At 65.0% G+C, this 11939-nt stretch carries 10 protein-coding genes and 1 tRNA gene; 4 read left to right on the plus strand and 7 right to left on the minus strand.

The genetic code is table 11. The annotated features are described in order from the left end of the window. Positions 1-22: 22 nt before the first annotated feature. Together C380_RS15145 and C380_RS15150 are read right to left on the minus strand one after the other, a co-directional pair. Positions 23-1003 carry a hydroxymethylglutaryl-CoA lyase gene (locus C380_RS15145; RefSeq protein WP_015014728.1) on the minus strand — a complete coding sequence of 327 codons (981 nt, stop codon included), beginning with the start codon at positions 1001-1003 and terminating at the stop codon, positions 23-25. Further along, complete coding sequence (locus C380_RS15150) at positions 1000-2205, minus strand: CaiB/BaiF CoA-transferase family protein (RefSeq protein ID WP_015014729.1); 1206 nt, start codon at positions 2203-2205, stop codon at positions 1000-1002. Before C380_RS15150 ends, C380_RS15145 begins: the two co-directional genes overlap by 4 nt. Positions 2206-2354: 149 nt before the next feature. Here C380_RS15150 and C380_RS15155 point away from each other — a divergent pair, with 149 nt between their 5' ends. The 3 genes from C380_RS15155 (at position 2355) to efp (ending at position 5097) form a co-directional block, all read left to right on the plus strand. Further along, positions 2355-3257, plus strand: coding sequence for a LysR family transcriptional regulator (locus C380_RS15155; RefSeq protein ID WP_015014730.1), 903 nt, complete (start codon positions 2355-2357; stop codon positions 3255-3257). Beyond that, entirely contained in the window at positions 3254-4402 is a 1149-nt protein-coding gene (gene earP, locus C380_RS15160) for an elongation factor P maturation arginine rhamnosyltransferase EarP (RefSeq protein WP_015014731.1), read from the plus strand. Before C380_RS15155 ends, earP begins: the two co-directional genes overlap by 4 nt. A 140-nt stretch (positions 4403-4542) precedes the next feature. Further along, a complete protein-coding gene (gene efp / locus C380_RS15165; RefSeq protein ID WP_015014732.1) occupies positions 4543-5097 on the plus strand; it encodes an elongation factor P in 555 nt (184 codons plus the stop codon). A 133-nt stretch (positions 5098-5230) separates the two neighbouring features. Here efp and rimO read toward each other — a convergent pair whose 3' ends face one another. From rimO to C380_RS15190, 5 genes are all read right to left on the minus strand, one after another. Next, positions 5231-6622, minus strand: coding sequence for a 30S ribosomal protein S12 methylthiotransferase RimO (gene rimO / locus C380_RS15170; RefSeq protein ID WP_015014733.1), 1392 nt, complete (start codon positions 6620-6622; stop codon positions 5231-5233). A gap of 149 nt (positions 6623-6771) precedes the next feature. Continuing rightward, on the minus strand, positions 6772-7332 hold the full coding sequence (gene phaR / locus C380_RS15175; RefSeq protein WP_015014734.1) for a polyhydroxyalkanoate synthesis repressor PhaR: 561 nt from the start codon (positions 7330-7332) through the stop codon (positions 6772-6774). A gap of 280 nt (positions 7333-7612) precedes the next feature. After that, positions 7613-7689: transfer RNA gene (locus C380_RS15180), tRNA-Val, on the minus strand. A gap of 115 nt (positions 7690-7804) precedes the next feature. Then, entirely contained in the window at positions 7805-10018 is a 2214-nt protein-coding gene (locus C380_RS15185; protein WP_015014735.1) for a bifunctional (p)ppGpp synthetase/guanosine-3',5'-bis(diphosphate) 3'-pyrophosphohydrolase, read from the minus strand. Continuing rightward, positions 10015-10983, minus strand: coding sequence for an alpha/beta fold hydrolase (locus C380_RS15190; protein WP_015014736.1), 969 nt, complete (start codon positions 10981-10983; stop codon positions 10015-10017). Before C380_RS15190 ends, C380_RS15185 begins: the two co-directional genes overlap by 4 nt. A gap of 115 nt (positions 10984-11098) precedes the next feature. Between C380_RS15190 and C380_RS15195 the strand changes: the two genes are divergently transcribed. Next, a complete protein-coding gene (locus C380_RS15195; RefSeq protein WP_015014737.1) occupies positions 11099-11881 on the plus strand; it encodes a 3-hydroxybutyrate dehydrogenase in 783 nt (260 codons plus the stop codon). The last annotated feature ends 58 nt before the right edge of the window (positions 11882-11939 follow it).

Raw genomic sequence — 11939 nt, forward strand, 5'->3', positions numbered from 1 at the left:
GGGGGTACTGGCGCGTCCGCATTCAGCGGGACAGCGCTCTTTCGCGGATGGCATCGAAATCGGCAGGCACCGGGTGCAGCGTCAAGCGCGGCCCCGCCTTGGCGATTTGGCTCGGAATGTCGTGGCCGATGAGCGCAGGCAACTGCTGCGCAGCGGCCACCAATTGCGCCAAGTCCACGCCCGTGTCATAGCCCATCAGCGCCAGCGCATGCACGATCTCTTCGCTGCATACATTGCCGCTGGCGCCCGGCGCGTAGGGGCAACCGCCCAGGCCGCCCAAGGACGCATCAAACCGGTCAGCACCCGCGTCGATGGCCGTCAGCACATTGGCCAGCCCCATGCCGCGCGTGTTGTGGAAATGCAGGGTGAACTCCACCCCCGGCCAGCGCGCGCGGGCTGCCGCCGTGAGCTGGTGCACCTGCGTGGGGTAGGCCATGCCGGTGGTGTCGCACAGCGTGATGCCGCACACGCCCACGTCCACAAAACGCTGCACCCAGCCAAACACATCGGCCTGGGCCACATCGCCTTCCATGGGGCAGCCGAACACACACGACAGCGACACATTCACCGCCACGTTGGCGCCCTGCGCCAGGGCCACCACCTGCGCCAGCGCCGCGAACGACTGTTCCTGCGTCATGCGCAGATTGGCCAGGTTGTGGGTGGCGCTGACGGACATCACCAGGTTCAGTTCATCCGTGCGCGACTGGATGGCACGCTCGGCGCCGCGCAGGTTGGGCACCAGCGCGGTGTAGACCGTGCCAGGGCGGCGCGTGATCTCGCGCATCACCATCTCGGCGTCTTTCAGCGCGGGGATGGCGGTAGGCGATGTGAACGAAGTCACCTCGATCTTGGACAGCCCGGCTGCAGACAGTGCATTGCACAGCGCGATCTTGTCAGCCGTGGGCACAAAGGCCTTTTCCATCTGCAGGCCATCGCGCAGCCCCACTTCCTGCATGTGGATGCGGCGACCTGCGCCTTGCCAAACGGTGCTGGGTGCGTTCATTGCACGACTCCTTTGCTGCGCAGCAATGCAATCTGCTCGGCATTGAGCCCCATTTCTGCCAGCACCGCATCGGTGTCATCGCCCAGGTGCGGCGCGCTGCTGCGGATGGTGCCCGGCGTGGCCGAGAGCTTGGGCACGATACCCGGCACCTCCACGCTGTAGCCGTCACGCGTCTGCTGGGTCAGCAGCATGTCGCGGGCGCGGTAATGCGGGTCTTCGGCGATGTCCTTGGCGGTGTAGACCTTGCCCGCAGGCACGCGGGCGGCGCCCAATGCATCCAGCACCTGCTGCACGGTGCGCCGCGCGCTCCAGGCGCCAATCGCAGCGTCAATCTCTTCCACACGCGCCACGCGGCCGGTGTTGTTGGCCAGATCGGGTGCGGCGCCCAGGTCGGGCCTGCCAATCGCGTCCATCAGCCGCTTGAAGATGCTGTCGCCATTGCCCGCCACCAGCACCCAGCCGTCCGTGCAGGGGTACGCGTTGCTCGGTGCAATGCCCGGCAGCGCACTGCCTGCCGCCTCGCGCACGGCGCCAAAGGCACTGTATTCGGGGATCAGACTTTCCATCACGTTGAACACGGCCTCGTGCAGCGCCACGTCAATCACCTGGCCTTTGCCGCCGTTGACCTTGCGGTGGTACAGCGCCGTGAGCACGCCGATGGTGCCGTGCAGCGCCGCCAGCGTGTCACCAATCGACACGCCCACCCGCACCGGCACTCGGCCGGGCTCGCCCGTCAGATGGCGCAGGCCGCCCATGGCCTCGCCAATGGCACCAAAGCCTGGCAGGTCGCGGTAGGGCCCCGTCTGGCCGTAGCCAGAGATGCGGAGCATCACGAGGCCGGGGTTGAGTTGGTGCAACTCTTCGGGCGACATGCCCCAGCCCTCCAGCGTGCCGGGGCGGAAGTTCTCGACCAGCACATCGGCCTCGGCAATCAGCTGACGGGCGATGTCCTGGCCTTCCTTTTGGCGCAGGTCTAGCGCCACCGAGCGCTTGTTGCGCGACTGCACCTGCCACCAGACGGAGGTGCCTTCCTTGATCATGCGCCAGTTACGCAGGGGGTCGCCGGTCTCGGGGGCCTCGATCTTGATCACGTCGGCGCCAAACTCGCCCAGCGTCTTGCCGCAGAACGGCCCGGCAATGAGCTGGCCCATTTCGATGACGCGCACGCCTTGCAGTGCGGCGGGGGAAGCAATGGAATCCATGGGTGGGGTTGTCTCCTGCGGCCAGCCCCACGCCGGGGCGGCTCGGGGCGAATGATGCGCAGGGCGCGCGGGGCCGTAAATCGCTCAAGCAACAAGATGCCATCGCAAACCGGCATGGCAGTGGCTGCGCTTGTTACCATCAGGCCCCCATGAAACTTGACCCCGTCTCCCTGCGCCTGTTTGTGGCCGTGATGGAAGAAAGCACCATCGCCGCCGCCGCCGCGCGCGAGCACATCGCCGCATCGGCCGTGAGCCGTCGCCTGGCCGACCTGGAAGACGCGCTGCGTGTGGCGCTGTTCACCCGCAGCAACAAGGGCACCGAGCCCACGGCTGCCGCCTACGCGCTGCTGAACCTGGCGCGTGGTGTGCTCAACGACCTGGACGGCATCGCCAGCCAGATGCGCGACTACGGCGCGGGCGTGCGCGGCCATGTGCGGGTGGTGGCCAACATCTCGGCCATCACGCAGTTTTTGCCCGCGCAGCTGCAGAGCTTCATGGCGCTGCACCCGCAGGTGGACGTGCGGCTGCAGGAGCAGATCAGCACGGCCATCGCCCAGTCGGTGGCCGAGAACGCGGCCGACGTGGGCATCCTCAACCAGGGTCAGTACGGCGACCGCGTGGTGCAGCTGCCCTACCGCACCGACGAGCTGGTGCTGGTGGTGCCCACGGGCCATGCGCTGGCGCGCCGCAAGTCGGCCCGCCTGGCCGACGCCCTGCCCTACGACTTTGTGGGCGCGCACCCGGGCAGCGCCATCAACAACCAGCTGACCCGCGCCGCCTCCGAAGCCGGCCTGCCGCTGCGCCTGCGCATGCAGGTCACCAGCTACGACGCGCTGTGCCTGATGGTGGCCGCCGGCCTGGGCGTGGGCGTGATGCCGCGTGGCAGCGCCGCGCTGTACAAGGGCTCGCAGCCCATCCGCGTGGTCACGCTGAACGAGCCTTGGGCGCACCGGCAGCTGGTGCTGTGCGTGCGCTCGGAAGAATCTCTCTCCAGCGTGGCGCGGCTGCTGGTGGACCACCTGCGCGCGCAACCACCTACAACTGTCCCATGACCAAGCCCCGCCCCCTCCCTGCCCTGCAATGGGATGTGTTCTGCCGCGTGATCGACAACTTTGGCGACATTGGCGTGTGCTGGCGCTTGGTGGCGCAACTTGCAGGCCTGGGGCACCGCGTGCGCTTGTGGGTGGACGATGCCTCGGCGCTGGAATGGATGGCCCCTGCAGGAAGCCCTGGCGTGGAGGTGCGGCCCTGGGGCGCGCCACCACCGGGCCCCCACGAGTCCCCCCCCGATGTGATGGTGGAGGCGTTCGGCTGCGACATCGCTCCTGAATTCATAGCATATAGCGCAATTTCTACTAGCACTTCTAGGCAAAAACGCCCCAAACCGGTCTGGATCAACCTGGAATACCTGTCTGCCGAGGCTTACGTGGAGCGCACCCACCGCTTGCCTTCGCCCATCCTGTCGGGCCCGGCGTCGGGGTGGACGCGCTGGTTTTTCTACCCCGGCTTTACCGCCGGCACCGGCGGCCTGCTGCGCGAGCACCATCTGATGGAGCAGCGCGAGGCGTTTGACCGTAGCACATGGCGTGCAGAGCACCGGGCGCTGTTCGGGGCGGGGGACGAAGCGCCGGGCACGCGCTGGGTGTCGCTGTTCTGTTACGAGCCGCCGGCACTCGCCGACCTGTTGCAGCAGTGCGCGCAGCGGCCCACCCAATTGCTGGTCACGCCCGGCCGCCCGGCCGCCGCAGTGCGGGCTGCCTTGGCCGAACCCGTGAACAGCGCAACGGCACCACGCCAACATGAAAAGCGGGGGCAACTTTCCTTGTCTTACCTGCCCCACCGGCCTCAGCCAGAGTTTGACGAGATGCTGTGGGCCTGCGACTTCAACGCAGTGCGGGGCGAGGACTCCCTGGTGCGCGCGCTGTGGGCGGGCCAGGCCTTTGTGTGGCACATCTATCCGCAGCACGACAACGCCCACCACGACAAGCTCTGGGCGTTTCTGGACTGGCTGCAGGCACCAGAGTCGCTGCGGCGATTCCATGCCACCTGGAACGGGCTGGACGCTGCGCCCCTGCAATGGCCCGATGACGACACCCTGGCCGAGTGGACCGCTTGCACCCACGCAGCCCGTGCGCGCCTGCTGACGCAGGACAACCTTGTAGCGCAACTTTTGGGCTTTGTCGCCGAAAAACGGTAAAATCCGAGGCTTTGCGCAAATCAGGCGCGGCATGTCAGTGCCCACGCCCTGCGCACTTTCGCCGCAGAACATGCACCGGCGCGCAAACCAGGCGGTTTGCCAGCCCGCGCGTTGAGCGGCCCCAACCCAAGCAACTTGCTATGAAAATCGCTCAAGAAATCCGCGCCGGCAACGTCATCATGCACGGCAAGGACCCCATGGTGGTCCTGAAGACCGAATACGCCCGCGGCGGCCGCGGTGCAGCCACCGTGCGCATGAAGCTCAAGAGCCTGATCGGCAACTTCGGCACCGAAGTCGTGTTCAAGGCCGACGACAAGATCGACAACGTGATCCTGGACAAGAAGGAGTGCACCTACTCCTACTTCGCCGACCCCATGTACGTGTGCATGGACACCGAGTACAACCAGTACGAAGTGGAAGCCGAAAACATGGGCGACTCGCTGAACTACCTGGAAGACGGCATGGCGCTGGAAGTGGTGTTCTACGACGGCAAGGCCATCTCCGTGGAACTGCCCACCAGCATCGAACGTGAAATCACCTGGACGGAACCTGCCGTCAAGGGCGACACGTCCGGCAAGGTGCTCAAGCCTGCCAAGATCGCCACCGGCTTCGAAGTGGCCGTGCCCCTGTTCGTGAACCAGGGCGACAAGATCGAAATCGACACGCGTACCGGCGAATACCGCAAGCGCGTCTGAGGCTCCTTCTGTCCCAGCCACAAAAAAGGCTTCCCTCGGGAAGCCTTTTTTATGGGTCATTTTTAGGTCCAGGCGCCTGACGTACAAGCGCCTCAAGCTATCAAAAAAGTAGCATTTAGCCCCTACAGCGCCGTCACACCGGCACAGCGACCAAGTCGTGCCCCTGCGTACCGACGATGCGCGCCTTGGTGAACTCGCCCACCTTGAGCTGCTTGCTGATCTTTTCGGGCGGCAGCAGGTGCACCACGCCATCGATCTCGGGCGCATCGGCGTAGCTGCGACCTCGGCCACCCTTCTTGCCCATGGCAGGCGCATGGTCCACCAGCACCTGCATGGTCGCGCCCACGCGGCGCTGCAGCTTGGCAATCGAGACTTCCTCGGCCACCGCCATGAAGCGGGCGCGGCGCTCTTCGCGCACTTCCATGGGCAGCATGCCGGGCAGCTCGTTGGCAGCGGCGCCGTTCACATCGCTGTAAGCAAAACAGCCGGCACGGTCGATCTGCGCCTCGCGCACAAAGTCGAGCAGGTGCTGGAACTCTTCTTCCGTCTCGCCCGGAAAGCCCGCAATGAAGGTACTGCGGATGACCAGCTCTGGGCAGGCCTCGCGCCAGCGCAGGATGCGCTCCAAATTGCGCTCGCCGCTGGCCGGACGCTTCATGCGCTTGAGCACATCGGGGTGGCTGTGCTGGAAAGGCACGTCCAGATACGGCAGCACCTTGCCCGTGGCCATGAGCGGGATCACTTCGTCCACGCTAGGGTACGGGTACACATAGTGCAGGCGCACCCAGGCGCCGTAGGGCTCAGCAATCTCGCCCAGCGTCTGCACCAGCTCCAGCATGCGGGTCTTGACGGGCTTGCCGTCCCAGAAGCCGGTGCGGTACTTCACATCCACGCCATAGGCCGAGGTGTCTTGGCTGATGACCAGCAGCTCCTTCACGCCGCCCTCGAACAAGGCCTTGGCCTCGCTGAGCACGTCGCCAACCGGGCGCGACACCAGATCGCCACGCATGGAGGGAATGATGCAGAAGGTGCAGCGGTGGTTGCAGCCCTCGCTGATCTTGAGGTAGGCGTAGTGCTTGGGTGTGAGCTTGATGCCCGCCACACCAAAGCCGCCCGGCACCAAATCCACAAACGGATCGTGCGGCTTGGGGAGGTTCAGGTGGACGGCGTCCATCACTTCTTGCGTCGCATGCGGGCCCGTCACGGCCAGCACACTGGGGTGCATCTGCCGCACCATGTTGCCGCCATCGTCACCGGTGCGGGCGCCCAGGCAGCCCGTCACGATGACCTTGCCGTTCTCGGCCAGGGCTTCACCAATGGTGTCCAGGCTTTCTTTCACGGCATCGTCAATGAAGCCGCAGGTGTTGACGATGACCAGGTCCGCGCCCTGGAAAGTCTTGGAAGTTTCGTAACCCTCGGCGCTCAATTGCGTGAGGATCAGTTCGGAATCAGTCAAAGCCTTGGGGCAGCCCAGGCTGACGAATCCGACTTTGGGTGTTTTGGTGGGGGCAATTGCTTCGCTCATAGCCCCGTATTGTCCCAGTTCCCGCGCAAGGCCGGTAAGGTGATCCATTCAGTTCCCTGCTGGCCACCGTCGGAGCGTGGGCGGGGCACCCGTGAAATCGCGGCGGCGACCCCGGAAAGATTGCCTCTGCGGGTCGGCGGCTCAGTGGGTCAGCGCTTGATGCCAAATGCTCCCAGCATCTGCTCCGTCTGCTTTTGCATCTGCTCCTGCATCTGGGCCAGCATGGTCTGAGATTGCTCGACGTAGTTGCCCATCATGCCTTTGAGCATGGGCGACTGCAGGCTCATGAATTGCGACCACATCTCGGGCGTCACGCTTTGCGACTGCTCAGCCAGCTTGGCCTGCACATCGGTAAAGGCCTGGACGTTCTTCTCCAGATACGCGCCCATGAACCCCTGCATGGCATGACCATAGAAGCGGATGATGTTGGCCAACACCGCCTCGGTGAACATCGGGGCGCCGCCCGCCTCCTCTTCCAGAATGATCTGCAGCAGGATGCTGCGCGTGAGGTCTTCGCCCGTCTTGGCGTCGCGCACCACCACGTTCTGGTGGTCCATCACCAGCTGGCGCACCTCGGCCAGCGTGATGTAGGTGGAGGTGTCTGTGTCGTACAGACGGCGGTTGGGGTACTTCTTGATGACACGCTGGGTCGATTTGGACGCAGCGCTTTTCGGTTCGGACACAACGAACTCCTCGGGCTCAAAACCCATGTATTGCAGTGCAGCACATTCTAGGGAGACTGCTGCGCGGCAGCGGCAAAGGAATACCCTGATGATGTCGGGCACCAATGTGTCGCGTGGGCGACTGATGCGCGAGGCACCGTATGTCGTGCAACCTTTTGCGCTCCGTGCCCCAACAAAAGCCCAGGGCGCAAGAAGGTAAAAGCGGAAACGAAAAAGCCACCTTGCGGTGGCTTGCTGCGTGAACACCGGCTGCGGTGCTGTGCCAAGTTTTTATCAGACTGAAAGCTGGTCTCTTTCAGAAAAAACTTGGTAGGCGCGATTGGACTCGAACCAACGACCCCCACCATGTCAAGGTGGTGCTCTAACCAGCTGAGCTACGCGCCTGTCGTTATCAAGACCACGATTATAGCCATAAAAAACAGCCTTTCAGACTCGACGCGCTACAAATCACACAATGCGCGGGGAACGGGCTCACAGGCAAGCCCGCGCGCGCCTTACTTCAACGGCGGCGGGCAGAGCGGACGCCCTGCACGCCCGCCACAATGCCCAGCACCTTGTTCAGACGGCCCGAGTCCGACACTTCCACCGTGAAGGTCATCCAGGCCGTGCCTTTGACTGACTGGGTCTGCACGCCGATCACATTGGTTTTTTCGCGCGCAAACACTTCCGAGATATCGCGCAACAGGCCCTGGCGGTCGGCGGCTTCCACCGCCACGTCCACCGGGTAGACAGCGGTCGATGCTGAAGGCTTGGGCGCTCCCCATTCCACATCGATCACGCGTTCGGCATTGCGTGCCGCCATCTCGCGGAAGTTGCTGCAGTCGGCACGGTGCACGCTCACCCCCTTGCCGCGCGTGACAAAGCCACGGATGGTATCTGGCGGTGCCGGCTTGCAGCACTTGGCCAGTTGCGTCATCAACGAATCAATGCCCACCACCAGCACACCCCCCTTGGGGGCCGAATCGTTGGTGCGGGTTTTCTTGAGCAGCAGGTAGTCGTCGGGCTGCAGCACGGGCTCGGGCGGGCGCAGCACCGTTTCGATGTTGCGCAGCGAAAACTCGTCCTTGCCCACCACTTCGAACAGTGCATCGGCCGACTTGAAGCCCAGCTGCACCGCCAGGTCGTCGAGCTTGACGGCAGTCTTGCCTTCGCGCTGCAACAGCTTTTCGACCGCCTCACGCCCCCGGGCAATGGTCTCGTGCGTGGCCTGGGCGTTGAACCAGGCGCGCACCTTGGCCTTGGCGCGGTTGCTGGTGAGATAGCCCAGTTCCGCATTGAGCCAGTCGCGCGAGGGGCGCCCTTCCTTGACGGTGGAGATTTCCACCGTCTGCCCGTTCTGCAGCGGCGTGTTGAGCGGCACCATCACACCATCGACCTTGGCCCCCCGGCAACGGTGGCCCAGGCTGGTGTGCACGGAGTAGGCAAAGTCCACCGGGGTGGCGCCCTGAGGCAGCTCCACCACGGCCGCATCGGGCGTCAGCACGTAGATGCGGTCTTCAAACAGGCCACGGTTGGGCAACGCGCCCGCCAGGTCCCGCTCCCACGCCAGCAGCTGGCGCAGCACGGCAATCTTGGCGTCGTACTCGCCCGTCGCAGACACACCTGCGTAGCCTTTGGCACCGGCCTCCTTATAGGCCCAGTGCGCTGCCACGCCATGCTCGGCGTGTTCGTGCATGGCCTGGGTGCGGATCTGGATCTCGATGGGCTTGCCGTTGTCGTCCCGCACGATGGTGTGCAGCGACTGGTAGCCGTTCGGTTTGGGCTTGGCGATGTAGTCGTCAAACTCCTCCACGATGGGCTTGAACTGCTCATGTACCCAGCTCAGGGCGGCGTAGCAGTCCTTCACCGTGGGCACCACCACCCGCAACGCGCGGATATCGAACACCTGGTCGAAGTTGAGCGACTTGCCACGCATCTTCTTGACGATGCTGTAGATGTGCTTGGGGCGGCCCGCGACGGTGGCGCTGATGCTGCGGGCGCGCAAATCGGATTCGAGCCGCGCGCGCAGCTGCTCCATGTAGACCTCACGCTCGCCGCGCTTTTCGTCGAGCAGGCGGGCCACTTCCTTGTAGGTGTCGGGCTCCAGAAAGCGGAAGGACAGGTCCTCCAGCTCCCACTTCACCTGCCAGATGCCCAGGCGGTTGGCCAGCGGCGCAAACACCTGCAACGACTCGCGCGCCAGACTGGGCGACACGGGGCGCTTGCTGGCCGCGTGAAAGCGCAGCGTCTGCAAGCGCGAGGCCAGCCGCAGCATCACCACACGCAGATCGCGCGAGAACGCCAGCAGCATCTTGCGCACGTTCTCCGTCTGCACGGCCGGGTCGTCCAGCGGCGCAGCCGCGCGGGCCTGCTGCTGCACGCGCATCAGCTTGGTGGTCTCCACCGCCAGCGCGGCAAAGTTGGCGCCAAACGCCTTGGCGATCACTTCTTCGGGCTTGTTCAGGTGGATGCAGGCATGCACCAGATAGCTGGCCGCCTGCATGGCTTCAGAGCCGCCAATGCCCTTGAGGATGGCGGCCACCGCATCGGCGTGGGCCAGCGTGTTCTCGCCGGAGTCGAGCGTTTCGCCCGCCATCAGCGGTTCGGCAAACGCGCGCGCACGCGCCAGTGCGTTCACCTGCTCCGGCAGGGTGTGCGCCGTGGCGGCGATGAGCTGAGGGACGGCGTCGGTCTGGGGGGTGAGAGACGCTGGCGCAGGAGGGTTGGTTTTCATCCGGCCACAGCACCTTCTGCCGCCAGCAAGAAATCCACAACTGCGGCGACCTGGTCTTCAGCCACGAGCGTGGGCGCGTGGCCCACACCGTCAAACTCCACCACCTGGGCACGGGGCCCGCGCTGCGCCATGGCCTGCGCCGTCTCGCGCGAGAGCAGGTCGGACTGCGCACCGCGCAACAGCAACGTCTGGGCCGTGATGTGGTCATACAGCTGCCACAGCACCGCCTCGCCCGCCACTGCTGCCTCCCGCGTCAGCGTCTTGAAAGGCACGGCAATCGCCGGGTCATAGTGCAGCGCCAAGCCGCCTCCGGCGGACTGCGGCAGCTCACGCACCATGGCGCGTGACAGCTCCAGCCACTGGGCGGGCGTGTGGGGGCCAAAGCTGGTGGAGATGGCCCACATCGCATCGGCCGCCTGCTGCAACGATGCAAACCGCGCGGGCTGCCCCAGATACTGCCCGATGCGCTGCAGCGCCTGCCACTGGATGACGGGCCCCACATCGTTCAGCACCAACCGGCGCACAGGCACCGGCAAAGGCAGGCCCGGCTGGCCGGTGATGCCCATGCCGATAAGCCCGCCCATGCTCGTGCCCACCCAGTCCAGCGTGGTGATCGGGGCTTGCTGGTGCAACTGCGCCAGCAATGCCAGCATGTCCGCCGCGTATTGGGGAATCTGGTAGCCCGTGGGGTCGGCCAGCCAGTCGCTGCGGCCCCGGCCCACCACGTCGGGGCAGATCACCCGCGCATGCTGGCTCAGCACACGGGCCAGCGCATCAAAATCCCGCCCCTGGCGCGACAGGCCATGCACGCAGACGATGACGTGCGGGTGCGCCGGGTTGCCGGTGGCATTCCACTCCCAGTACGCCATGCGGTGCTGCTGTGCGGGAGCGGGTGCGCGGTCTGGAGTCTCCGGCGCGGCCGCGGGGCCTGGGCACAGTACGTAGTTCAGCGTAGGTTCAATCATGGGTGCGAAATCCGGGGGCAGCGCTCGATAATGCCGTGGTCGTTGGCACCCATTGCTTGCCCTTGGGTACCGACTTTTTCTTGCGTTGCATCGTAATTCATTCGGAGAGACTCCCATGCTGAAAGGCAAAACTGCCCTCGTCACCGGCTCCACCAGCGGCATTGGTCTTGGCATCGCCAAGGCCCTGGCGCGCCAGGGCGCCAACATCGTGCTCAACGGCTTTGGCGATGTGGATGGCCCGCGTGCCGAAGTGCTGGCCGCCGGTGAGGCCGCAGGGGCCCAGGTGGCGTACCACGGCGCGGACATGAGCCGTGTGGCCGACATCGAAGACATGATGAAGTACAGCGCCAGCCAGTTCGGCCGCGTGGACATCCTGGTCAACAACGCAGGCATCCAGCATGTGGCCAATGTGGAGAACTTCCCCGTTGAGCGCTGGGACTCCATCATCGCCATCAACCTGACCAGCGCCTTCCACACCTCGCGCTTGGCCCTGCCCGCGATGAAGAGCGCCAACTGGGGCCGCATCATCAATGTGGCGTCGGTGCACGGCCTGGTGGGATCGGCCCAGAAGTCCGCCTATGTGGCGGCCAAGCACGGCATCGTGGGCCTGACCAAGGTCACCGCGCTGGAAAACGCCACCACCGGCGTGACCTGCAATGCCATCTGCCCCGGCTGGGTGCTGACGCCACTGGTGCAAAAGCAGGTGGACGCCAAGGCCGCAGAACATGGCATCTCGAACGAAGAGGCCAAGAAGCTGCTGCTGGGCGAAAAGGAGCCTTCCATGCAGTTCACCAAGCCCGAAGAGCTGGGCGAGCTGGCCGTGTTCTTCTGCTCCCCCGCCGCCAATAACGTGCGTGGCGTAGCGTGGAACATGGACGGCGGCTGGGCTGCTCAGTAAGCCAGCGCTGAGCAATCGCTCTGCTTTTGATAGCTGCCAGCGCTTATTGCACTAGCGC

The organism is Acidovorax sp. KKS102 (assembly GCF_000302535.1).
In the GTDB taxonomy this organism is placed as follows: Bacteria; Pseudomonadota; Gammaproteobacteria; order Burkholderiales; family Burkholderiaceae_C; genus Acidovorax.

What these genes read in the sequence shown, in the direction of transcription:
- C380_RS15145 (WP_015014728.1), bottom strand. Translation starts at nt 1,003, where the DNA reads ATGAACGCACCCAGCACCGTTTGGCAAGGCGCAGGTCGCCGCATCCAC.
- C380_RS15150 (WP_015014729.1), bottom strand. Translation starts at nt 2,205, where the DNA reads ATGGATTCCATTGCTTCCCCCGCCGCACTGCAAGGCGTGCGCGTCATC.
- C380_RS15155 (WP_015014730.1), top strand. Translation starts at nt 2,355, where the DNA reads ATGAAACTTGACCCCGTCTCCCTGCGCCTGTTTGTGGCCGTGATGGAA.
- earP (WP_015014731.1), top strand. Translation starts at nt 3,254, where the DNA reads ATGACCAAGCCCCGCCCCCTCCCTGCCCTGCAATGGGATGTGTTCTGC.
- efp (WP_015014732.1), top strand. Translation starts at nt 4,543, where the DNA reads ATGAAAATCGCTCAAGAAATCCGCGCCGGCAACGTCATCATGCACGGC.
- rimO (WP_015014733.1), bottom strand. Translation starts at nt 6,622, where the DNA reads ATGAGCGAAGCAATTGCCCCCACCAAAACACCCAAAGTCGGATTCGTC.
- phaR (WP_015014734.1), bottom strand. Translation starts at nt 7,332, where the DNA reads ATGGGTTTTGAGCCCGAGGAGTTCGTTGTGTCCGAACCGAAAAGCGCT.
- C380_RS15185 (WP_015014735.1), bottom strand. Translation starts at nt 10,018, where the DNA reads ATGAAAACCAACCCTCCTGCGCCAGCGTCTCTCACCCCCCAGACCGAC.
- C380_RS15190 (WP_015014736.1), bottom strand. Translation starts at nt 10,983, where the DNA reads ATGATTGAACCTACGCTGAACTACGTACTGTGCCCAGGCCCCGCGGCC.
- C380_RS15195 (WP_015014737.1), top strand. Translation starts at nt 11,099, where the DNA reads ATGCTGAAAGGCAAAACTGCCCTCGTCACCGGCTCCACCAGCGGCATT.